This window comes from Kitasatospora sp. NPDC094015 (assembly GCF_040304075.1).
Classification (GTDB): Bacteria; Actinomycetota; Actinomycetes; order Streptomycetales; family Streptomycetaceae; genus Kitasatospora.
In genome coordinates this window covers 374,048-396,306 of record NZ_JBEOUL010000003.1, presented here as the reverse complement: position 1 = coordinate 396,306, position 22,259 = coordinate 374,048, and the positions used below count along the sequence as shown (strand labels likewise).

At 73.5% G+C, this 22,259-nt stretch carries 20 protein-coding genes; 15 read left to right on the top strand and 5 right to left on the bottom strand.

Translation table 11 applies throughout. The features are described 5' to 3' along the window. Window positions 1-14 precede the first annotated feature (14 nt). Both ABT014_RS06065 and ABT014_RS06060 read left to right on the top strand, forming a co-directional pair. Window positions 15-1,490, top strand: coding sequence for an HtaA domain-containing protein (locus ABT014_RS06065; protein ID WP_350637428.1), 1,476 nt, complete (start codon window positions 15-17; stop codon window positions 1,488-1,490). Between the two features lie 34 nt (window positions 1,491-1,524). Beyond that, window positions 1,525-3,078 (top strand): HtaA domain-containing protein, encoded by a 1,554-nt coding sequence (locus ABT014_RS06060; RefSeq protein ID WP_350637427.1) that lies wholly within the window; start codon window positions 1,525-1,527, stop codon window positions 3,076-3,078. A gap of 136 nt (window positions 3,079-3,214) precedes the next feature. Here ABT014_RS06060 and ABT014_RS06055 read toward each other — a convergent pair whose 3' ends face one another. Both ABT014_RS06055 and ABT014_RS06050 read right to left on the bottom strand, forming a co-directional pair. Beyond that, on the bottom strand, window positions 3,215-3,886 hold the full coding sequence (locus ABT014_RS06055; RefSeq protein ID WP_350637426.1) for a biliverdin-producing heme oxygenase: 672 nt from the start codon (window positions 3,884-3,886) through the stop codon (window positions 3,215-3,217). Window positions 3,887-4,072: 186 nt separating this feature from the next. Beyond that, on the bottom strand, window positions 4,073-4,564 hold the full coding sequence (locus ABT014_RS06050; protein WP_350637425.1) for an inorganic diphosphatase: 492 nt from the start codon (window positions 4,562-4,564) through the stop codon (window positions 4,073-4,075). 76 nt (window positions 4,565-4,640) lie between these two features. Between ABT014_RS06050 and dacB the strand changes: the two genes are divergently transcribed. The 6 genes from dacB to folE all read left to right on the top strand — a co-directional run bounded on the left by dacB (window position 4,641) and on the right by folE (window position 12,327). Then, on the top strand, window positions 4,641-6,074 hold the full coding sequence (dacB, locus tag ABT014_RS06045; RefSeq protein WP_350637424.1) for a D-alanyl-D-alanine carboxypeptidase/D-alanyl-D-alanine endopeptidase: 1,434 nt from the start codon (window positions 4,641-4,643) through the stop codon (window positions 6,072-6,074). Between the two features lie 70 nt (window positions 6,075-6,144). Then, entirely contained in the window at window positions 6,145-7,305 is a 1,161-nt protein-coding gene (locus ABT014_RS06040) for an Rv3626c family coenzyme F420 biosynthesis-associated protein (RefSeq protein ID WP_350637423.1), read from the top strand. A 276-nt stretch (window positions 7,306-7,581) separates the two neighbouring features. Continuing rightward, a complete protein-coding gene (tilS, locus tag ABT014_RS06035) occupies window positions 7,582-8,718 on the top strand; it encodes a tRNA lysidine(34) synthetase TilS (RefSeq protein ID WP_350637422.1) in 1,137 nt (378 codons plus the stop codon). 66 nt (window positions 8,719-8,784) lie between these two features. Beyond that, window positions 8,785-9,339, top strand: a complete 555-nt coding sequence (gene hpt, locus ABT014_RS06030) for a hypoxanthine phosphoribosyltransferase (protein WP_350637421.1) — start codon at window positions 8,785-8,787, stop codon at window positions 9,337-9,339. A 220-nt stretch (window positions 9,340-9,559) separates the two neighbouring features. Further along, window positions 9,560-11,599, top strand: a complete 2,040-nt coding sequence (ftsH, locus tag ABT014_RS06025; RefSeq protein ID WP_350637420.1) for an ATP-dependent zinc metalloprotease FtsH — start codon at window positions 9,560-9,562, stop codon at window positions 11,597-11,599. Window positions 11,600-11,721: 122 nt separating this feature from the next. Next, the gene (folE, locus tag ABT014_RS06020) at window positions 11,722-12,327 is read left to right on the top strand and encodes a GTP cyclohydrolase I FolE (protein ID WP_350637419.1); all 606 of its coding nucleotides are present in this window, start codon (window positions 11,722-11,724) and stop codon (window positions 12,325-12,327) included. A 96-nt stretch (window positions 12,328-12,423) separates the two neighbouring features. Here the strand turns inward: folE and ABT014_RS06015 are convergent, their stop codons facing one another. Then, window positions 12,424-13,608, bottom strand: coding sequence for an alpha/beta hydrolase (locus ABT014_RS06015; RefSeq protein WP_350637418.1), 1,185 nt, complete (start codon window positions 13,606-13,608; stop codon window positions 12,424-12,426). 657 nt (window positions 13,609-14,265) lie between these two features. On the opposite strand from ABT014_RS06015, the gene ABT014_RS06010 reads away from it, so the two are divergent. The 7 genes from ABT014_RS06010 (at window position 14,266) to ABT014_RS05980 (ending at window position 20,860) form a co-directional block, all read left to right on the top strand. Continuing rightward, complete coding sequence (locus ABT014_RS06010; protein WP_350637417.1) at window positions 14,266-16,119, top strand: phosphatidylglycerol lysyltransferase domain-containing protein; 1,854 nt, start codon at window positions 14,266-14,268, stop codon at window positions 16,117-16,119. Between the two features lie 124 nt (window positions 16,120-16,243). Then, window positions 16,244-17,101 carry a dihydropteroate synthase gene (folP, locus tag ABT014_RS06005; RefSeq protein ID WP_350637416.1) on the top strand — a complete coding sequence of 286 codons (858 nt, stop codon included), beginning with the start codon at window positions 16,244-16,246 and terminating at the stop codon, window positions 17,099-17,101. Window positions 17,102-17,104: 3 nt separating this feature from the next. Continuing rightward, a complete protein-coding gene (locus ABT014_RS06000; protein WP_350637415.1) occupies window positions 17,105-17,608 on the top strand; it encodes a nuclear transport factor 2 family protein in 504 nt (167 codons plus the stop codon). A 237-nt stretch (window positions 17,609-17,845) separates the two neighbouring features. Continuing rightward, entirely contained in the window at window positions 17,846-18,205 is a 360-nt protein-coding gene (folB, locus tag ABT014_RS05995) for a dihydroneopterin aldolase (RefSeq protein ID WP_350637488.1), read from the top strand. A 61-nt stretch (window positions 18,206-18,266) separates the two neighbouring features. Beyond that, entirely contained in the window at window positions 18,267-18,866 is a 600-nt protein-coding gene (gene folK / locus ABT014_RS05990; RefSeq protein WP_350637414.1) for a 2-amino-4-hydroxy-6-hydroxymethyldihydropteridine diphosphokinase, read from the top strand. A gap of 232 nt (window positions 18,867-19,098) precedes the next feature. After that, window positions 19,099-19,590, top strand: a complete 492-nt coding sequence (locus tag ABT014_RS05985) for a DUF3180 domain-containing protein (protein ID WP_350637413.1) — start codon at window positions 19,099-19,101, stop codon at window positions 19,588-19,590. A gap of 181 nt (window positions 19,591-19,771) precedes the next feature. Next, window positions 19,772-20,860 (top strand): hypothetical protein, encoded by a 1,089-nt coding sequence (locus ABT014_RS05980; RefSeq protein ID WP_350637412.1) that lies wholly within the window; start codon window positions 19,772-19,774, stop codon window positions 20,858-20,860. A gap of 98 nt (window positions 20,861-20,958) precedes the next feature. On the opposite strand, the gene ABT014_RS05975 is transcribed toward ABT014_RS05980, so the two are convergent. Both ABT014_RS05975 and ABT014_RS05970 read right to left on the bottom strand, forming a co-directional pair. Next, complete coding sequence (locus ABT014_RS05975; protein WP_033819606.1) at window positions 20,959-21,534, bottom strand: TerD family protein; 576 nt, start codon at window positions 21,532-21,534, stop codon at window positions 20,959-20,961. 131 nt (window positions 21,535-21,665) lie between these two features. After that, on the bottom strand, window positions 21,666-22,154 hold the full coding sequence (locus ABT014_RS05970) for a hypothetical protein (protein WP_350637411.1): 489 nt from the start codon (window positions 22,152-22,154) through the stop codon (window positions 21,666-21,668). Between the last annotated feature and the right edge of the window lie 105 nt (window positions 22,155-22,259).

Here is a 22,259-nt window from a genome sequence, read left to right as displayed (position 1 = left end):
AGAAGAGTTCCGTCATGCCCCTCTCCCGACGGCTGCGCCGCTTCGTCGCCGCCCTGGTGGCCGCGCTGGCCGCGCTGCTGCCCGCCGCGACCTCCGCCGGGGCGGCCGACGGCAAGGTGGCGGGCGGGCGGCTCGACTGGGGGATCAAGCAGTCCTTCCTCAGCTACGTCACCGGCCCCATCGCGCACGGCAGTTGGAGCCTGACCCAGGGCGCGGCCACGGTCGGCGGCGCCACCTTCCGGTTCCACTCGGCGACCGGCTCCTACGACCCGGCGACCGGCGCGCTGTCCGCCTCGTTCTCCGGCGGGGTGCGGTTCCTCGGCCATCAGAACGCCGACGGCAGCCACCAACTCGACCTTCAGCTCAGCCGGTTCGCGGTGAAGGCGGACGGCAGCGGCGGCGCCGGCCTGTACGCGGACGTGACCGGCAAGGACAAGGACACCGGCGTGGTGTCCAGCACCTCGCAGACCCGGCTGGCCGACCTCGCGTTCGGCGGCGTCAACCTGCGCGGCGCCACCGGCACGCTGACCGTCAGCAACGTGCCGGCGACCCTGACCGCCGCCGGTGCCAAGGCCTTCGGCGGCTTCTACACCGCCGGGACGGCGCTCGACCCGGTCACCCTCTCGGTCAACCTGCCCGCCGAGCAGGCGCCGCGGCCGGACCCGGCCGGCCCGAAGCCGCCGGCCGGCCAGGCCCCGCAGAGCGCGACACCGACCGTCACCGCGGCCCCGGCCGACCCGTCCTCCGCGCCGCCCGGCCGGACCGAGTTCGCCAACGGCGCGCTCGACTGGGGCGTGCGCCGCACCTTCCGGGACTACGTCACCGGCGCGATCGCCAAGGGCGGCTGGCAGCTCGCCGACGGCGCCGCGGACGGCGGCGCGTTCTTCCGCTGGACGCCCGGCAAGGGCAGCTACGACCCGGCGAGCGGGGCGCTCGGCGCCGCGTTCACCGGCCGGGTGCAGTTCCGCGGCATGCAGGCCGGCGACACCTGGGGTCTGGACCTGACCCTGGCCTCCCCGAGCGTGACCGTCGCCGACGGCCGGGGAACGCTCAGCGCCGACGTGACCGGGCGCACCCCGGACGGCGCCGACCACCGGCTCACCGGCGTGCCGCTCGGCAGCTTCGACCCGGCCGCGCTCAAGGTCGAGGGCGGCCTGCTGAAGGCGGTCGAACTGCCGCTCCAGCTCACCGCGGAGGGCGCCGCCGCGCTCGGCTCGCTCTACCCGGCGGGCACCGCCATGGACCCGCTCAGCTTCGCGGTGGCGCTCGACCCGGCCGCCGCGCTCCCGCCGCTGCCGGACATCGGCAGCGCCCCACCGGCCTCCCCGGCCGCCTCCACCCCGGCCACGCCCGCGGCCTCCCCGGTGGCCTCGGCCACCGCCTCGGGCCCCTCGGCCGCAGCCGTCGCCGCCGTCGTCGGCGGGCTGCTCGCCGTGGCCCTCGCGGTGGCCGGCGGCCTCCTCCTGCGGCGCCGTCGCCGCGCCGCCTGATCCCCCGATCCCCCTCCCAAGGAGCCCGCGTTCCATGAACTCCCGTACCACGCAGCCCGCCCGGCGCAACCGCACCCCGCTCGCCGCGGTCGCCGCCGCCGCCCTCGGTCTCGGACTGACCGCCTTCGGCGCCCCGAGCCTGGCCTTCGGCGCCGGCCCGACCGAGGTGGTCTACGACCAGGGCGGCCTGGACTGGGGGGTCAAGCAGAGCTTCCGCAGCTACCTGGAGGGCCCCGCCTCCGACGGCGGGAAGATCGAGCTGACCGGCGGCGCCACCCGGACGGCGTCGGGCGCGGTGCACTTCGGCCTCGGCGCCGGCCGCTACGACCTGGGCACCCACGTGCTGTCCGCGAACTTCACCGGCGGGGTGCACTTCACCGCGCACCAGGGCGCGCTGGACATCACCCTGGCCGACTTCAAGCTCACCACCAGCGGCGCCACCGGCACCCTGACCGCCGACACCGCCACCCGGGAGACCCCGGCGGGCGCCGGCTCCTCGGAGATCGTCAACCGCCAGGACGTCCCGCTGGTGACCTTCGCGGTCGGCCGCGACACCACCGCCGGCGGCGACACCGCGACCGCGCTGACCGCCGACGGTGCCAAGGTGTTCGCGCCGTTCTACCCGGCCGGCACCGTGATGGACCCGCTGAACCTGGTGCTCACCGCGACCCCGCCGGCGAGCCCGTCCCCGTCGGCCTCCGCCTCCGCCTCCGCATCGGCCTCGGCCTCGGCGTCCGCGTCCGCCTCGGCGTCCGTGTCGCCCTCCACCCCGGCGTCCTCCTCCGCCTCGCCGAGCGCGCCGCCGGCCGGCACCACCCTGCCGATCTACGACGGCGTCCTGAACTGGGGCTTCAAGGAGAGCTTCCGCAGCTACCTGGCCGGGCCGGCGGCCAACGGCAAGGTGGAGTTCGGCGGCGGCGCGGCGGACTACCGCTTCGCGGGCGGCAGCGGGCAGTACGACACCGCCACCCACGGCGTCACCACCCGATTCGGTGGCTCGGTGCGCTTCCTGGGTCACCCGTCCGGCTCGACCTACCAGTTGGACCTGAGCTTCTCCGAGCTCGGTCTCAGGATCGACAAGGCCGGCGCCTTCCTGGTCGCGGACGTCTCCGCCAAGGGCATGGACGGGAAGACCACCGAACTGACCGCGGTGCCGGTGGCCGCGCTCGACCTCGCCGGCGCGAACTTCACCCCGGTCGACGGCGTGGTCACGCTGACCGCCCTGCCCGCCACCCTCACCGAGCAGGGCGCCCCGGCGTTCGGCGGCTTCTACCAGGCCGGCGCCAAGCTGGACCCGGTCACCGTCGCGCTGGCCTTCGACAAGGGCGCGGCGCTGCCCACCGGCACCCCGAGCTCCCCGGCCACCGGCACCCCGAGCGCGCCCGTCACCGGCGGGGCCGGGACCGGCGGGAGCGGCCCGGTGCTCACCGTCACCGGCTCGACCACCGGCTCGACCGACGGCGTGCTGGCCTCCACCGGCACCGACACCCCGTTCGTCCCGCTGGTGGCCACCGCGGCCGGCCTGCTCCTGCTCGGCGGCGGCACCACCGTCCTGCTGCGCCGCCGCCGCACCACCGGCGACAGCTGACCGGCGCACCCCGATCCCCCCGGCGGCCCGCCCGCCGGGGGGATCGCCGTGCCCGCGGCCGCACCGGAGGCGGACATGCGGGAGCCGTGCGCTGCCCGGCCGGTGAGGAACGGGCGGCGCACGGCCGGGTGCGTGCTCAGGCGCTCAGCGGGTACCGCGTGTCCAGGTCGGCGAAGACGGCGCCGTTCATGGTGAACGCCCGCTTGCACTCCTCGACCACCCGGCGCCGTTCGACCTCGTCCATCGCGAGGCCGGCCGCGTCCAGCTTCTCCCGGTACTCGCGCTTGTACGCGGCCGGGTTGGCGATCTCGGCGAAGACGTAGAACTCCACGCCGGGGCCCTTGCGTTCGAAGCCCCAGGTGCGCTCGGCGGTGCCGCGGATGATCTGACCGCCCGACAGGTCGCCCAGGTAGCGGGTGTAGTGGTGCGCGAGGTAGCCCTGCGGCCAGGTCTCGGCCAGCTCCTCCAGCCGGGCCGCGTAGGCGGCGGTGGCGGGCAGCGGGTGCAGCTGCGCGCGCCAGTCGGCGCCCAGCAGGTGCGTCAGGTCGCGCTCCAGCGCGGCGGTGCGCAGCAGCGCCGGGTCGATCAGCGGGCCGACCACCGGGTGGGCGGCGAGTTCGGTGGCCCGGCTCTCCAGGGCGCGGTAGACGAACCAGAGCTGGCCGGAGAGCTGCGCGTAGGCGTCGACCCCCAGCCGGCCGTTCAGCAGGTGCCCCATGAACGAGGAGTGCTCGGCGGCCGCGTGCTCCTCGCTGCTGGCCGTGCGCAGCACGGTGGAGAAGGCGGTGGGGGGCACGGATTCGGACATGCGGAGGCCTCCGTGGTCGGGTCGACTGTGCTCCGATTCTTATGGTTAGGCTTACCTAAGTCAATGTGTTGCCGACATCCTGTCGGCAAAACCGGCGGATGCCGTCCGGACACGGGAAAGGCCGGGGCGGGCGCAGTGCCCGACCCCGGCCTTCCGGTCACCTCGGGGGCCGAGGGGACCGGCGGTTCAGTGACCGCCCTGGTCCTTCAGCCGCTTGATCGAGGCCACGATCTCGGCCTCGGCCTCGACCCGGCCGACCCAGTTGGCGCCCTCGACGGACTTGCCGGGCTCGAGGTCCTTGTAGACCTCGAAGAAGTGCTGGATCTCCAGACGGTCGAACTCCGACACGTGGTGGATGTCCCGCAGGTGCTCCCAGCGCGGGTCGGTCGCCGGGACGCAGAGCAGCTTGTCGTCGCCGCCGGCCTCGTCGGTCATGTGGAACATGCCGATCGCGCGGCACTTGATCAGGCAGCCGGGGAAGGTCGGCTCGTCCAGGATGACCAGCGCGTCCAGCGGGTCGCCGTCCTCGCCCAGGGTGCCCTCGACGTAGCCGTAGTCGGCCGGGTAGCGGGTCGAGGTGAAGAGCATCCGGTCCAGACGGAGGCGGCCGGTCTCATGGTCGACCTCGTACTTGTTCCGCGAGCCCTTCGGGATCTCGATCAGGACGTCGAACTCCAACGGTTCCTCCAAGGTAGGGACTGACAGAATCCAAGTGTCTCCTACGGCAAGGTGTGCTCTGGAAAGGGGCCGGTCGGTGAACGGTGCAGGGGTGGGACGGCTGCGCAGGTGCGCGGTCGCGGGCGTGCTGGGGGCGGCCCTCGCGACCTCGGGTCCGGCGGCGGGGGTGGGCCGGGCGTTCGCGGCTCCCTCGCCGGCCCCGGGACAGAGCAGTGCCAAGGCCGCCGAGCCGCTGCCGGGCGCCGTGGTGCTGGCCCCGGTGACGGACTCCGCCGACACCCTGCCCACCACCCAGGGGGTGCAGCAGGCGCTCGGCCCGCTGCTCCAGGACAAGGCCCTGGGCACCCTGAACTTCGCGGTCACGGACGCCGCCACCGGCCGGCTGCTGCTCGGCTCCGGCGAGAACACCCCGGCCACCCCGGCCTCCACCACCAAGCTCGCCACCTCCGTCGCGGCGCTGGAGCTGATACCGGCCGACCGCCGGATCGAGACCCGGGTGGTGGCGGGCGCCGCTCCCGGCGAGATCGTCCTGGTCGGCGGCGGCGACCCGACCCTCACCGCGCTCCCCGCCGACCAGGTGCAGGTCGGCGGCCTGCCGGTGGACCCGGACAACGCCCCCGCCTCGATGACCGACCTGGCCGCGCAGACCGCCGCTGCGCTGAAGGCGGCGGGCGTCACCACCGTGAAGCTGGGCTACGACGCCTCGCTCTACACCGGCCCCGTCCGGCACATGGAGAACGACGACTACAACGTCGCCCCGGTCACCCCGCTGATGGTGGACGAGGGCAAGGTGGAGCCGCGCTCGCAGGCCGAGGCGCCGGCCCGGGTGCTCGACCCGGCCGGCCAGGCCGCCGACGCGTTCACGGCGCTGCTCAAGGCGCAGGGGATCACCGTCCAGGGGCGGCCGGCCGCCGCCACCGCGGCCGCCGACGCCCGCACCCTGGGCACCGTCCGCTCGCCCACCCTGACCCGGCTGGTCGAGCGGCTGCTCACCCACTCGGACAACACCATCGCCGAGGCGGTGGCCCGCCTGGTGGCGATCGCCGCGCACCGCAGCCCGAGCTTCGAGGGCGCCGGCGCGGCCGTCACCGAGACGGTCGCCAAGCTCGGCGTGCCGACCACCGGCGTGCTGCTCAACGACGGCAGCGGGCTGAGCACCGCCAACCTGATCCCGCCGGCCACCCTGGTCGGCCTGCTCTCGGTGGCGGCCGCCGCCGACCACCCCGAGCTGCGTCCGGTGCTCACCGGCCTGCCGATCGCCGGCTTCACCGGCACCCTGCTCGGCCGGTTCGGTGCCCGGTCGGGCGCGGGCGAGGCCTCCGGGATCGTCCGGGCCAAGACCGGCACCCTGTCCGGCGTCAACACGCTGGCCGGCACCGTCGTGGACGCGGACGGGCGGGTGCTGGTCTTCGCGCTGATGACCAGGACCGCCGCCGGCGCCGACCCGACCCCGTCCCGCATCGCGGTCGACCGGATCGTGGCCAGGCTCGCCGCCTGCGGCTGCCACTGACCGCGCGGGCCCGGCGCCACCTGGTGCGGACTCCCTCCCCCCGAAGGGTCGCAGCACGTACCGTGAGGGCATGACGAGCGCGAGCGGCAGGGCAGACATGGTCGACTGGGATCTCGCGGTCGCGACCGCGACCCGGCTGGTCCGGCCGGGCCCGGAGGTCTCCCGCGAGGAGGCCCGCACGGTCGTCGCCGAGCTGCGCCGGCACGCGCTGGAGGCCGAGGAGCACGTCCGCGCCTTCACCGGGATGCGCTCCAGCAGCCTGGCCGACGCGGTGGCCACCCCCGTCCTGGTGGTCGACCGGCCGGGCTGGGTGCGGGCCAACGTGGCGGGCTTCCGCACCATCGTGCAGCCGCTGGTGGACAAGCTCCAGGCCCGGCGCGGCGACGGTTCGGCGGTGCTCGGCGCGCTCGGCGAGAAGGCCACCGGGGTCGAGGTCGGCGCGGTGCTGGCGTTCCTGTCCAGCAAGGTGCTCGGCCAGTACGAGACCTTCGCGCCGGCCGAGCTGCCCGCCCCGCCGGACAGCCCGGCCGGCCTGTTCGACAAGCCGCGCCGCGGCCCCGACCTGCCCGGCCCGGGCCGGCTGCTGCTGGTGGCGCCCAACATCGTCCAGGTCGAGCGCGAACTCGACGTCCACCCGCACGACTTCCGGCTCTGGGTCTGCCTGCACGAGGAGACCCACCGCACCCAGTTCACCGCCGTGCCCTGGCTGCGCGACCACATCCAGTCCGAGGTGCAGGCCTTCCTGGTGCAGGCCGACGTCGACCCGGGCGCGCTGCTGGAGCGGGCCAGGGAGGCGTTCGGGGGGAGCGTGCCCGGCCTCGGCGGCCGGGGCGACGGTTCCGGGCCCAGCACCCTGCTGGAGGCCGTCCAGTCGCCCGCGCAGCGCGAGATCCTGGCCCGGCTGACCGCGGTGATGTCCCTGCTGGAGGGTCACGCCGACGTGGTGATGGACGGGGTCGGCCCGGCCGTGGTGCCCTCGGTGGCGGAGATCCGGGAGAAGTTCCAGCAGCGCCGCGACCGCGGCGCCGGCCGGCTGGACCTGGTGCTGCGCCGGCTGCTCGGGATGGACGCCAAGCTCCGCCAGTACCAGGACGGCGCGGTCTTCGTCCGCGGCGTGGTCGACCGGGTCGGGATCACGGGCTTCAACCGGGTGTGGACCTCGCCCAACACGCTGCCGACCAAGGACGAGATCCACGACCCCGCCGCCTGGGTGGCCCGGGTGGTGGGCTGACCCGCCCGCCGCTCCGCCGTTCCGCCGCCCTCCCGCCGGCCCGGGGTTCTCGCACGGGTGGGCGCAGCCGCACGGATGGAGCCCGAATGAACGTTTTTCCATTCACCCGTACGTGGGACGGTGGTCGTACCGGTGGCGCGGGTGGCGTAGCCGGTGGCCGGATTCTGCGACCATCTGTGAGCGCATGGTGACAGAGAGCCGTCCGGGTGTCTCCCCGCACCCGGTGGCGCTGCCTCCGGCCTGCCCGTTCCCCCCTCCGCCAAGGAGTGCATCCCCGTGGGCCCACATCCTGCTGTCGCGGCGATACGCCTCGCCGTCCGCCGTACCCTCGCCGAACTCGCCGCCGAGGCCGGGGTGGTGCCCGGCTCCCCGGTCCGTGCCCCGCGGCTGCGGCCGGCCACCGCGCCCGAGGCCGCCCTGGCCGGCGCCACCACCCTGATCGGCAACGCCCGCCGCCACCCCTCCGGCCTGCCCCGCACCCCGGCCGCCCCGGGCTCCCCGCTGGTGCTGGTCGCGGTCAGCGGCGGCGCGGACTCGATGGCGCTGGCCACCGCCACCGCCTTCGAGGCGCCCAAGCTCGGCCTGCGGGTCGGCGCCGTCACCGTCGACCACGGGCTGCAGGCCGGCTCGGCCGAGCGTGCCCGGCAGGTGGCCGAGCGGCTCGGCGAGCTCGGGCTCGACCCGGTGGAGGCGATCGGCGTGCGGGTCGGCCGGGACGGCGGCCCGGAGAACGCCGCCCGGGACGCCCGCTACGCCGCCCTGGACGCGGCCGCCGACCGGCTCGGCGCGCTCGCCGTGCTGCTCGGCCACACCCGCGACGACCAGGCCGAGACGGTGCTGCTGGGGCTGGCCCGCGGCTCCGGCTCGCGCTCGCTGGCCGGGATGCCCGCGCAGAAGGGCCGCTACCGGCGCCCGCTGCTGGAACTGGACCGCGCCGCCACCCGGCAGGCCTGCACCGCCCAGTCCATCCCGGTCTGGGACGACCCGCACAACACCGACCCCGCCTACACCCGCTCCCGGGTCCGCCACGAGGTGCTGCCGGTGCTGGAGAAGCACCTGGGCGGCGGCGTCGTCGAGGCGCTGGCCCGGACGGCCCGGCTGTTCCGCGACGACGCGGACGCGCTCGACCAGTGGGCCGCGCTGGCCGAGCCCGATCTGCGGACCGCCGAGGGCGCCCTGGACGTCGCCAAACTCACCGGTCTGCCGCCCGCCGTGCGGCGCCGGGTGCTGCGCCGGGCGGCGCTGCGGGCGGGCTGTCCGGCGGGCGATCTGTTCGCCCGGCACCTGGAGACCGTCGACCTGCTGGTCACCGGGTGGCGCGGTCAGGGGCCGCTGCACCTACCCGGGGGAGTGGAAGCCGTCCGCCGGTGTGGCACGCTGGTCTTTCGGCGACAGGGCGATCAGCGGGCGTGAGCCCGTCCGCCGGTCCCCAGGGCCGCCGCCGAACCCAGACCCCGAACGTTTGAGGACGTATCCCCGGTGGATCAGAACGACATGGGCGCCGACCTGGCGAAGGTGCTCATCAGCAAGGACGAGATCGACGCCAAGCTGGCCGAGCTGGCCCAGCGGATCGACCAGGACTACGCCGGTCGGGACCTGCTGATCGTCGGCGTGCTCAAGGGCGCCGTGATGGTGATGGCCGACCTCGCCCGGGCCCTGCACTCCCGGGTCACCATGGACTGGATGGCGGTCTCCTCGTACGGGATGGGCACCAAGTCCTCCGGTGTGGTGCGGATCCTCAAGGACCTCGACACCGACATCGCGGGCCGGGACGTGCTGATCGTCGAGGACATCATCGACTCCGGTCTGACGCTGTCCTGGCTGCTGGGCAACCTGGGCTCGCGCGGCCCGGCCTCGCTGGAGGTCTGCACCCTGCTGCGCAAGCCGGATGCGGCGAAGGTCACCATCGACGTCAAGTACGTCGGTTTCGACATCCCCAACGAGTTCGTGGTCGGCTACGGCCTGGACTACGCCGAGAAACTGCGCAACCTGCCGTTCATCGGCACCCTGGCACCCCACGTCTACGGGGGCTGAACCGTTCGGGCTACGGGTGGGAACGGTGCGCCGTTCCCACCCGTTGAGCCGGGGTAGGAAAATACGTCGTGCCGTCGTGCTCCCGTCGTGGGCGGGTGGGACTGCGGTACGGTCCAATAAACCGCTCTTCTCATGAGCACATACCCGGTATGCGCCCGCGGCCCCAGTCGCGCAGCGCCGTTGAGTGGCAGGAGGGACGGGGCGGCAACGCCCCGCATGGATGGACGTCAAGCGATACTTCCGTGCGCCGATCATGTGGATCGTGCTGGCCGCTCTCGCCGTCGTTGTGCTGATGCAGGTCGTCTCCGACTCCGGCGGCTACAAGACGGTGGACACCGGCCAGGTCGTGGCCGCGATCGACAAGACCCAGGTGAAGTCGGCCGAGATCACCACGGGTGACTCGAACCTGATCAAGATCCAGCTGAAGGACGGGCAGAAGCTCCCGGCCAACGGCTCCGGCAAGCAGCCCTCGGGCAGCAAGTTCCAGGCGTCCTACGTCTCGGACTCGCAGGCCAAGGACGTCGCGGACACGCTGCAGAAGCAGTTCGCCGACGGTCAGCTGCCCGACAACTACACGATCAGCCCCGAGAAGCAGTCGACCTTCATGAGTCTGCTGCTCTCGATGCTGCCGATCGTGATCATCGTTCTGGTCTTCCTGTTCCTGATGAACCAGATGCAGGGCGGCGGCTCCCGCGTCATGCAGTTCGGCAAGTCCAAGGCCAAGCTGCTGACCAAGGACACCCCCAAGACCACGTTCTCGGACGTGGCCGGCGCGGACGAGGCGGTGGAGGAGCTCCAGGAGATCAAGGAGTTCCTGCAGGAGCCGTCCAAGTTCCAGGCCGTCGGCGCCAAGATCCCCAAGGGTGTGCTGCTCTACGGCCCGCCCGGTACCGGCAAGACCCTGCTGGCGCGTGCCGTCGCGGGCGAGGCCGGGGTGCCGTTCTACTCGATCTCCGGTTCCGACTTCGTCGAGATGTTCGTCGGTGTCGGTGCCTCCCGGGTCCGCGACCTGTTCGAGCAGGCCAAGGCGAACGCGCCGGCGATCATCTTCGTCGACGAGATCGACGCCGTCGGCCGGCACCGCGGTGCGGGCCTCGGCGGCGGCCACGACGAGCGCGAGCAGACCCTCAACCAGCTGCTGGTCGAGATGGACGGCTTCGACGTCAAGGGCGGCGTGATCCTGATCGCGGCCACCAACCGTCCGGACATCCTCGACCCGGCGCTGCTGCGCCCGGGCCGCTTCGACCGGCAGATCGCGGTCGACCGCCCGGACCTGCAGGGCCGTCTGGACATCCTCAAGGTGCACCAGAAGGGCAAGCCGATCGCGCCGGACGTCGACCTGTCGGCCGTCGCCAAGCGCACCCCCGGCTTCACCGGCGCCGACCTCAGCAACGTCCTCAACGAGGCCGCCCTGCTGACCGCCCGCTCCGACAAGAAGCTGATCGACAACTTCATCCTGGACGAGGCCATCGACCGCGTGGTGGCCGGCCCGCAGAAGCGCAGCCGGATCATGTCCGACAAGGAGAAGAAGATCACCGCGTACCACGAGGGCGGCCACGCCCTGGTGGCGGCGGCGTGCAACAACTCCGACCCGGTGCACAAGATCACCATCCTGTCCCGGGGCCGGGCGCTCGGCTACACCATGGTGCTGCCGGAGGAGGACAAGTACTCCACCACCCGCAACGAGATGCTCGACCAGCTGGCCTACATGCTGGGCGGCCGCGCGGCGGAGGAGCTGGTCTTCCACGACCCGACCACCGGCGCCTCGAACGACATCGAGAAGGCCACCGCCACCGCGCGGGCCATGGTCACCCAGTACGGCATGAGCGAGCGCCTGGGTGCGATCAAGTTCGGGTCCAGCGAGTCGGAGCCCTTCCTCGGCCGTGAGATGGGTCACCAGCGCGACTACTCGGAAGAGGTCGCCGGGCTGGTGGACGAGGAGGTCAAGAAGCTGATCGAGACCGCGCACAACGAGGCCTGGGAGATCCTGGTCGAGAACCGCGACGTGCTCGACAACCTCGTCCTGGAGCTGCTGGAGAAGGAGACGCTGAACAAGGAGCAGATCGCGGAGGTCTTCGCCCACGTGATCAAGCGTCCGCACCGTCCGGCCTGGACGGGCTCCTCCCGGCGCACCCCCTCCACCCGGCCGCCCGTGCAGTCCCCGAAGGAGCTCGCGCTCAGCAACGGCATCGCCGTGCCGTCCGCGGACGCCCCCGTGGTGGACGTGCACAAGCTGCCGGAGGGCCCCACCGAGAGCTGATCCGGCCGGCCCGTCCGATCGGAATGGATGCCGCGTCACCAGGGTTTGTACCCTGGAGGCGCGGCATCCGTGCTGCTCGGTCCCGTTCCACCGTCCCATCCCCTCAGCCAAGCGAGGCACGCATGATCGACCCGGTGACCCTCGAGGGCGAAGCCGCCGTCGGGCCCTTCGACCAGAAGCGTGCCGAGAACGCGATCCGCGAGCTGCTGATCGCGGTCGGCGAGGACCCCGACCGCGAGGGCCTGCTGGAGACCCCGGCCCGGGTCGCCCGTGCCTACCAGGAGATATTCGCGGGGCTCCGGCAGCGCCCGGAGGACGTCCTGACCACCACCTTCGACCTCGGCCACGACGAGATGGTGCTGGTCAAGGACATCGAGGTGTTCTCCACCTGCGAGCATCACCTGGTGCCGTTCCGCGGTGTCGCGCACGTCGGGTACATCCCGTCCACCAGCGGCAAGATCACCGGGCTGTCCAAGCTCGCCCGGCTGGTCGACGTCTACGCCCGCCGCCCCCAGGTGCAGGAGCGCCTGACCAGCCAGGTCGCCGACGCGCTGATGCGGATCCTGGAGCCGCGCGGCGCCATCGTGGTGATCGAGTGCGAGCACATGTGCATGTCGATGCGCGGGATCCGCAAGCCCGGCGCGAAGACCATCACCTCCGCGGTGCGCGGCCAGCTGCGCGACCCGGCCACCCGGGCCGAGGCGATGAGCCTGATCATCGGGCGCTGAACCCCCGACGCACGCACGGTGACCGGCCACCCTCGGGTGGCCGGTCACCGTGCGTGCGGGGGCCTGTGCGGACCCGCCCGGGTCGGGGCGGCGGACTCAGGACCGGTCGTTGACCCACTCGAAGGTGCCGAGCCGGTCGCCCAGCCACTTCAGCGCCGCCGGCAGCTCGCGCTGCCAGGAGTCGAAGTTGTGGCCGCCGTCGTCCAGGAAGGTGGAGTCCACCTTGAACTCCGGGTGCGCCTCGGCCACCTGCTGCGCGACGGCCAGGAAGTCCTCGGTGGCCTTGAAGTTCTCCTCCGTCCTGGTGCTCACCACCAGCAGCGAGGACCTCGGCGCCGGCAGGTTGCGCAGCCGCCACAGCAGGTCGGACTGGTTGGCCAGCGCGGTGTCCCCGTGGAAGAGGTCGCCGCCGGTGAAGCTGTCGTTCGGCACCTGGTAGTCGGCGTGCAGCGCCGCCGCGGCGGTGAAGCGGTCGGGGAAGCGCAGCGCCAGGCGCAGCGCGCAGCTGCCGCCGGTGGAGTAGCCGAGCAGGCCCCAGGACGTCTCCGAGTCGCGCACCCGGTAGGCGGAGCGGACGGCGTTCGGCAGGTCCTTGGCGAACCAGGTCTCGGTGAGCGGGCCGCCCGGTACGTCCACGCACTCGGTGTTGCGCGGCGGGGCGACGGTCGGCCGGGCCATCACCACCACGGTCGGGGTGACCTGGTTGGCCTTGTGCAGCTCCGTGACGGTCTGCGGCAGCCGCAGCCCGTCCAGCAGGTGCAGCGAGGTGCCGGGGAAGCCGCCGATCGCCAGCACGGCCGGGAAGCGCATCTTCGCGTACTCGGGGGCGAAGTACTCCGGGGGCAGGTAGACGAAGACCTGGTCGGACAGGCCCGAGGCGGGGCCGTTCACCCGGATCGACTCCACCTTGCCCACCTCCTGCGGGGTGCCGGGCGGGAGCAGGTCCTTGACGGTCTCCATGCCGCCCTCGGAGGTCGGCTGGACCAGCTTGGTCAGGTCGGGGGCGGCGCCGCGCGGGGAGGCGGCCGCGGCCAGCGCCAGCGGGGCGCCGCCGGGGCGCAGCAGGTCGTCCCACGAGGTGTAGAAGCCGAAGGAGTTGTTCACCATCAGGCCGAGCACCGAGAGCACCGAGACCTGGACCACCGCCAGCAGTCCGAGCCGGCCGAGCATCGGCAGCGGGCGCTGGCGGGCCAGTTTCGGCCAGAGCCAGAAGGTGGCGAGCAGACCGGCGACGGCCAGCACGATCAGCGAGTACACCAGCGCGCTGCTGGTCAGTTTCATCCGGGGTCGCCCTCCCTGGGGAAGTTGTCGGGCCAGGGATCATCGTGTGTCGGTCCGTCAGGTCCGGCCAGTGGAACTAGCCTGACCGGGCGTCGGGGCCTTGGGGCGGGTGGGCCCGGCGGGCGGTCCGGGAGGCGTCCGGAGCCTGGTGGCCGGGGTCCGCAGGGGTGCCCCCGGAGATGACGGGGAGATGGCCGGGAGGTGGCCGTGAGGGTGACCGGTGCGACGGGTGGTGCGGTGGTTGGTGCGGAGGCAGGAGCACTACCTGGGGGTTGGCTGGGGGATGGCTGGGGACGGGTGCAACCGAGGCCCTAGAATGCGGCGTCCACCGTGTGTGTCGCGTCGGCGGGGGTTCTGGAACGCCGGTGCGGCGATGTCGGACCCGTGCCGCTCGCTCCGCCTGTGGCACCAGTCTCCCTGTACTCCCGCTGCCGCGGCCCGTCCGGCAGGCCGTCCCGCCGGACGGACGGGCCGTGGTCGGTACCCGTCCCCAGGCTCCGACGGCCCAGGGAACCCCTGTCCCCGGACGGCTTTGGCCGCCCGTTGGGGCTTTCTTGACGTGCCGATTGCCAGACCAAGGAATAGCCATGAAGGTCCATCACAGTTCCTCCTCCGGAGTGACAGGACAGTCCCGGACAGCCTCTAGGCTGAGCTTCCATGAGCGTTCCCGTGTCCGTTGAGCCGTCGCCCGAGCAGCCCCGCCGCCGGGGTCTGCAGACGCTCCGTACCCAAGCCGCCGCCGTGCCCAGGGCCTGGCTGCCCGGAGCGGTGGGCTACGCCTGCCTGCTGATCGGGCTGCTGGACATCTGCAGCGCCGTCTTCCCGAAGCTGCGGCACACCAAGGTGCACACCTTCGCCGGGCAGCTGCCCGGCGCCACCACCACGCTGGCGGCGGTCGGCACCCTGATGATCGGCATGCTGCTGGTGCTGCTGGCGCACGCGCTGCGCCGCCGCAAGCGCCGGGCCTGGCGGGCGGTCTGCGTGCTGCTGCCGCTGGGCGCCGCGCTGCAGGCGCTGCGCTGGCACCAGCCGGGGCCCTGCGTGGTGTCGCTGGTGCTGTTCGTGGTGGTGCTGATCCACCGCCGCGAGTTCTACGCCAAGGCCGACCCGCGCACCCGCTGGCGGGCGGTGGCCAACCTGGTCGCGATGTCGCTGGTCAGCCTCGGGCTCGGCCTGCTGATCGTCTCGGTGCACCCGAAGTCGGAGCTGGGCGACCCCAGCCTGACCGAGCGGTTGCAGGAGACGGTGTACGGCCTGTTCGGCTTCGACGGTCCGATCCGCTACGGCAGCGACCGGATCACCGACCTGGTGGCGTACTCGCTCGGCGCCCTCGGGCTGCTGACCGCGTTCACCACCGGCTACCTGGCGCTGCGTCCGGAGAAGCCCGAGCCCGAGCTGACCCCCGAGGACGAGGTCCGGGTGCGGGAACTGCTGGCCCGGCACGGGCAGCGGGACTCGCTCGGCTACTTCGCGCTGCGGCGGGACAAGAGCGTGCTGTTCTCGCCCACGGGCAAGGCGGCGATCTCCTACCGGGTGGTGTCCGGCGTGATGCTGGCCTCCGGCGATCCGGTCGGTGACGTGGAGGCCTGGCCCGGCGCGATCAAGGTGTTCATGGCCGAGGCCAGGGAACACGCCTGGGTGCCGGCCGTGATGGGCTGCAGCGAGGTCGGCGGCGAGGTCTGGACCCGGGAGGCCGGGCTGGACGCGCTGGAGCTCGGCGACGAGGCGATCGTGGACACCGCGGCCTTCTCGCTGTCCGGGCGGGCGATGCGCAACGTCCGGCAGATGGTCAAGCGGATCGAGCGCAACGGCTACTCCTGCAAGGTCCGCCGGGTCGGCGAGCTGAGCCCCGCCGAGAAGCGGCAGATCGCGGACGCGGCGGCGCGCTGGCGCGGCACCGACACCGAGCGCGGGTTCTCGATGGCGCTCGGGCGCTTCGGCGACGTCGGTGACGACGACTGCGTCGTGGTCACCGCGCACAAGGCGGCCGAGGACGCCGCGACGGGCGAGGAGGCGGCCGGCGACGACCTCAAGGCGGTGCTGCACTTCGTGCCGTGGGGGCCGGACGGGATCTCGCTGGAGCTGATGCGGCGTGACCGGGAGGCCGACCCGGGCCTGAACGAGCTGCTGATCGTGGCGGCGCTCCAGGAGGTGCCGGCGCTCGGCGTGCGGCGGGTGTCGCTGAACTTCGCGATGTTCCGCTCGGCGCTGGCGCGCGGCGAGCGGATCGGGGCGGGGCCGGTGCTGCGGGCCTGGCGCGGGCTGCTGGTGTTCCTGTCGCGGTGGTTCCAGATCGAGTCGCTGTACAAGTTCAACGCCAAGTTCCAGCCGGACTGGGAGCCGCGGTTCCTGGTCTACCCGGCGACCCGGGACCTGCCGCGGATCGGCTTCGCGGCGATGCAGGCGGAGGCCTTCATCACGCTGGGCATGCCGCGGATCGGGCGCAAGCGGCAGCGGCAGGGGCTGATGCCGGAGCAGGTGAAGGTCGGCGCGGTGACCGAGGCGGCCTGAGGGCAGCTGGCCGGCGGCGCGGCCGACCGGTAGCGGATGAGCGATGACGGCTGACAGATTTCACTATCTGTCAGCCGTCATTGCATCTCCGCCGACGCACCGCCCACCGCTCGATAATGACCTTATGAACAGCGCTCTCCCCGGACTCCCCAGCCTCGGCCGCTGCGCCGTGATGGGGGTCGTCAACGTGACCCCCGACTCCTTCTCCGACGGCGGCCTGTGGCTCGATCCCGCCGCCGCGGTGGCGCACGGTCTGGCGCTGGCAGCCCGCGGGGCGGACCTGGTGGACGTCGGCGGCGAGTCCACCCGCCCCGGCGCGCAGCGGGTCACCGAGGAGGAGGAGCTGCGCCGGGTGATCCCGGTGGTCCGGGAGCTGGCGGCGGCCGGCGTGGTGGTCTCGGTGGACACCATGCGGGCGGCGGTGGCCGAACAGGCCGTCGCGGCCGGGGCCCGCCTGATCAACGACGTCTCCGGCGGCCTCGCCGACCCGGCCATGCCCGCGGTGGTGGCCCGCACCGGAGTCCCGTTCGTGGTGATGCACTGGCGGGGCCAGTCCGCCGACATGGACCGTCTCGCGGTCTACCGGGACGTGGTGGCCGAGGTGGCGTCCGAACTCGCCGGGCAGCTGGCCGCGCTGCTGGCCGCCGGCGTCAAGGAGGAGCAGCTGATCCTGGACCCGGGCCTCGGCTTCGCCAAGACCAGCGAGCACAACTGGGCCCTGCTCGGCCGCCTGGACGCGCTGACCGCCTTGGGCCGCCCGGTCCTCGTGGCCGCATCCCGCAAGCGCTTCCTGGGTACGCTGCTCGCCAACCCGGAAACCGGGGAGCCGCGCCCGGCCCGGCAGCGCGACGACGCCACGGCGGCCGTCTCGGTGCTCTCGGCCCGGGCGGGCGCCTGGGCCGTCCGGGTGCACGACGTGGCCGGCACGGCCGACGCCGTCCGAGTGGTCGCGGCCTGGGAGCAGGCCGCACAGAGGGGGTAAGGCGTGGCAGAAGCGGTGAGCGGCAACGACCGGAGCAACAACCCGGCGGCCTCTCCGGAGCTGGACCGCGAGGCGGTGCTGGCCGCCAACCAGGCCCTCTACGAGGCGCTGGAGAACGCGGACCTGGAGGCCGTCGAGGCGATCTGGCTGGGCGCGGCCGACGCGGACGACAAGAACGGCGTGGTGTGTGTCCACCCTGGCTGGCCGGTGCTGCGGGGCCGCGCCCAGGTCACCCGTTCGTACATGTTGATCATGATGAACACCGAGTACATCCAGTTCTTCCTGACCGATGTCGAGGTCGAGGTGCAGGGTGATGTGGCGCTGGTCACCTGCACCGAGAACATCCTCTCCGGCGGCGAGGCCGAGGAGGAGGGCGAGCTCGGGCCGCTGGTCGGCGGCAAGGTCGTCTCGACCAACCTGTTCCGCCGGACGGCGGACGGCTGGCGGCTCTGGTCGCACCATGGCTCACCCGTCCTGACCAGCGGAGACGACGAGGACGAGGACTGAACCGGCCGCTCGGCGCGCGGCCGGCCCCGGGCGGGCCCCGGTGGACGCCCGGATGTCCGCACAACGGCACCCAACGTTCACGTCAATCGCCGATCCGGCGTGCGTGGCGCGCTCCCGTGCCGGGTAGACGGTCAGGCGGTGTCCGCGTCCGCGGGTAGATTCGGGGGCAGCGGGCGACGGGGCCCGTTACCACCCTGCCCGGCGCAGGGGTCGAATCTGGGAGCAGTGATTCGTTTGCTGGACCGCGTCACCGTGCGGGGCCTGCGTGCCCGCGGCCACCACGGCGTCTTCGAGCGCGAGCGGATCGAGGGGCAGACCTTCGTCGTCGACCTCGTGCTCCACCTGGACACCCGGCCGGCCGCCGCGGGCGACGACCTCACCCGCACGGCCCACTACGGGATCATCGCCGAGGAGGTCACCGCGGTCATCGCGGGTGACCCGGTCGACCTGATCGAGACCCTGGCCCAGCGGATCGCCGACCAGTGCCTGAGCCACGAGGTCGTCGAGGAGGTCGAGGTCACCGTGCACAAGCCGGACGCCCCGATCACCGTTCCGTTCGACGACGTCACCATCACCATTCACCGGGGCCGCGCGTGACCTGCGCCGCCCCCATGTCCAGCGGCCGCAGCCTCCCGCCGCCCCGAGCAGAGGGATCTTGATGAGCACCAGCGACCCGACCGCCTCGCCGACCACGTTCGACCTGGAGCGCCGGGTGGACTGCGCCGAATCCACCCTGCACACCACCCGCTCCGCCGTGGTCGCCCTCGGCAGCAACCTCGGCAACCGGCTGGACACCCTGCAGGGCGCGGTCGACGCGCTCGCGGACACCCCCGGCATCCGGATCACCTCCGTCTCGGCCGTGTTCGAGACCGAGGCGCTCGGCGGCCCCGGTGAGCAGCCGAACTACTTCAACGCCGTCGCCGTGCTGCGCACCAGCCTCCCGCCGCGCGACCTGCTGGACCGCGCCAACGCGGTCGAGGACGCCTTCGGACGGGTCCGCGAGGTGCGCTGGGGCGCCCGCACCCTGGACGTCGACATCCTCGCCTACGAGGGCGTGACCAGCGACGACCCGGTGCTGCTGCTGCCGCACCCGCGGGCGCACGAGCGGGCCTTCGTGCTCGCCCCCTGGCAGGACGCCGACCCCGAGGCCGAGGTCCCGGGCCAGGGCCCGGTCGGCGAGCTGCTGGACGGTCTGGCCGGGCAGCCCGGCCAGGTGGTCCGGCGCCGCGAGGACCTGCAGCTGCGGCTGCCCGAGTAAGCACCCGATCCGGCACCGGGCACCCGGCCCTCGGCACCAGGCGCCGGCATCCGTCCGGACCGGGGCCGGACGGGTGCCGGGGCCGGACGGGCGGCGGACGGGCGCCGGGGCGGGAACCTTCCACCGGTCACGGCCGTACGAGTAGGTACCGCGGCGCCCCCGCCCGGTACGGTGTGCTGGCCGCCGTCCGCCCAGCCAGCCGCCGCGACAGTCGGGAAGGGACCTCCTGCGCGTGAAGCCGCTCCGTCTACGTCTGCTGCTCGGCATCGCCGCGGTGGCCGCGCTGCTCTCCTGGGCCGGTGCCAAGGTGTGGGACTCGCGCGGCTCGCTGCCCGGGGTGCCGGTCTTCGCGCCCATCGTGCTCGCCGGGATCGCGGTCGTGCTGCTGGCCACCGCGCTCTCGCTGCGGTCCAGGCTGAAGGCGGTCCGCGAGCGGCGCCCGGACGCCAAGGGGGTGGACCCGCTGGGTGCGGCGCGGGCCCTGGTGCTCGGTCAGGCCAGCGCGCTGGTCTCGGCGGTGGTGTCCGGGGTGTACGCGGGCGTGGGGATCGTGCTGCTCGGCCAGCTCGACATCGCGGTCCGCCGGTCGCAGGCGATCACGGCCGGGTTCGCCGTGCTGGCCGGTGCCGCGGTGATCGCCGTGGCGCTCTGGCTCCAGCACATCTGCCGGCTGCCCGAGGACCACGACGGCGCCCCGCCCGGCCGGCCCGCCGCCCACCGCTGAGCCCGCCGCTGAGCCCGCCGCTGAGTCCGGCCCACCGCTGAGCCCTGGCGGACCGTTGGGCCCGGCGGACCGGTGGCCGAGGGTGATCGCGGCGAAGCTCGCCGTGGTACCTGGTAAATGTCAAGGGCCGAATGAGTGGCGAGGCTGACAGGGCCCCAATTCGCACGCTAGTTTCTTTGGCATGTCTCGTGGTCGCCACCGTCATTCCTCCTTCCTCGGCCGGTCCTTGCCACCGGTCGCCATCGGTGTTCTCGTCGTCGCGGCGCTGGCCGCACTGGTGGCCAGTCCGGACCAGGTGGCGGCCCGATCGGTGGGCGTCGCGGCGGTGTTCGCCGCCGTCGGCCTCGGGGTGGTGCTCCGTCAGCGCGACAAGGCGGCCCGGGCCGCGGCCCAACTCGCCGTCACCCAGCGGATGCGCGCCGAGGAGCGGTACGAGGAGCAGCTCGCCGAGGCCGAGTACGCGGCCGAGGTGGCGGAGGAGCGCGCGACCCGGTTCGGACGGCGGCTGACGGCCGAGAAGTCGCGGCTGGCGAAGGCCGAGACCGAGGTCGCCCGGCTGCTGCGCGAGCGCGCCGTGGCGGTGGCCGCACAGGCCCTCAAGGACGCCGAGGCGGCCCGGCGCGCGCTGGCCGAGGCCGGTCCCAAGCACCCCGCCACCCCCGCCGCGTACGTCCGTGCGGCCTCGGTGCTGCGCCAGTTGGAGCGGCAGGCCGAGCTGGCCGAGGCGCGCCGGACGAGCGAGACCCGCGCGCAGCTGGCGGCCCGGCGCACCGTGCCGGAGCTGGTCGCGGCGGGCAGCACCGCGCAGCCCGGCCCGCTGCGGCAGGCGGTGGCCGCCGCCCCCGAGCGCCCGGTGCTGGCCGCCCCGGCGGCCGAGACCGGTGGCAAGGCGCTGGCGCCCGCGCCGGCCGCCGTGGTGGCCCCGGCCGTGCGGCAGCGGCCGCGGCCGGCCCAGGCGGGCGGGCGCGGCTCCGGGTTCAGCTTCTTCGGCGGCCGCCAGGGCGCGGCCCGGGCGGCCGTCCGGGCCGCCGCTCCGGCCCCGTCGGTGGGCGACCTGGCCGACGTGGTCGGCGACGAGGCGGTGGCCGCCAGCGCCCGCTACGCGGTGCCGCAGGCGCGCGCGGTGGAGGCGCCGGTCGAGGAGCCGGTGGTCGAGCGGGCCGGGGAGGCGGAGCCGGACCACGGCCGCCCCGCGGTGGTCGACCTCACTCCGGACGACGAGACCGAGCTGCTGGAGCTGCCGGAGCTGCGGGCCGGCCGCTCCTCCTGACCGCACCTCGGGCCGCCGGCCCGAACAGCAACGGGCGGCGCCCGGACCCCGCTGGGTCCGGGCGCCGCCCGTTCGCGTGGCCGCGGTGCGGCCGGGGATCAGACGTTGACGCCGAAGTCCTGCGCGATGCCGACCAGGCCCGAGGCGTAGCCCTGGCCCACGGCGCGGAACTTCCACTCGGCGCCGTTGCGGTAGAGCTCGCCGAAGATCATGGCGGTCTCGGTGGCCGCGTCCTCGGAGAGGTCGTAGCGGGCGATCTCGGCGCCGCCGTTGGCGTTCAGCACCCGGATGTAGGCGTTGCGGACCTGGCCGAAGCTCTGGCCGCGGGTGACCGCGTCGTAGATCGAGACCGGGAAGGTGATCTTGGTGACGTCGGCCGGCAGGGCCGCCAGGTTGACGTTGATCGCCTCGTCGTCGCCCGCGCCCTCGCCGGTCCGGTTGTCACCGGTGTGGACGACGCTGTTGTCCGGGGTGCTGGTGTTGTTGAAGAAGACGAAGTGCCGGTCGGAGTACACCTTGCCGCCCTCGTTCAGCACGATCGCGCTGGCGTCCAGGTCGAACTCGGCACCCGTGGTGGTGCGGACGTCCCAGCCGAGGCCGACGGTGACCGCGGTCAGGCCCGGGGCCTCCTTGGTCAGCGAGACGTTGCCACCCTTGGAGAGGCTCACTGGCATGGTTTTTCGGTGTCCCTTCGGTCGCTTTTGCCGGAAGAACGCGGACCGGCCCGTCCATGGTTCCATCCGGGCCCCGAGTTCTCTCACGAACCATCGGCCGACACTGTCCCACCCGACCGGCCGGGCGGCGGTCAGACCCGCGGGAAGCGGCCCTGCACCGTCCAGATCGCCGGGTTGTCGGCCAGCCCGTCGTGCAGGTCGGTGAGGTCGGCCAGCACGTCCTGGAGGAAGTCCCGGGCCTCGCGGCGAAGCTCGGCGTGGCGGACCACCAGCGGCTCGGCGTCCCGGATCCAGGTGGCGCCGATCTCCACCCAGCCGAACCGGCGGGCGAACCGCAGCAGTTCGGTGTTCTGGGTGAAGTCGAGGTCGGCGGTGCGCACGACGGCGGCCCGGCTGCCGCGCGGGTCCTCGTCCAGCTGCTCGACGATGTCGCACAGCGCCCAGGCGAAGTCCAGCACCGGCACCCACCCCCAGCGGGTGGACAGCTCCTCGCCGTCGAGGTCGAGGTAGACGTCGCCGCAGAACAGGTCGTACCGCAGGCTGCGCACCGAGGCGCTGCGGTAGTCGGTCTGCGGGGGGTCGGGGAACCGGTTGGACAGGGCGTAGCCGAGCTCGATCACACCCGCCATTGTCCGGCACCGCCGGAGCGCGCCGACCCCGGGACGGCCGAGCGGGGATCCGGCGCGGGGGACCGGGCGGGGATCCGGCCCGGCACGACGGGGTGA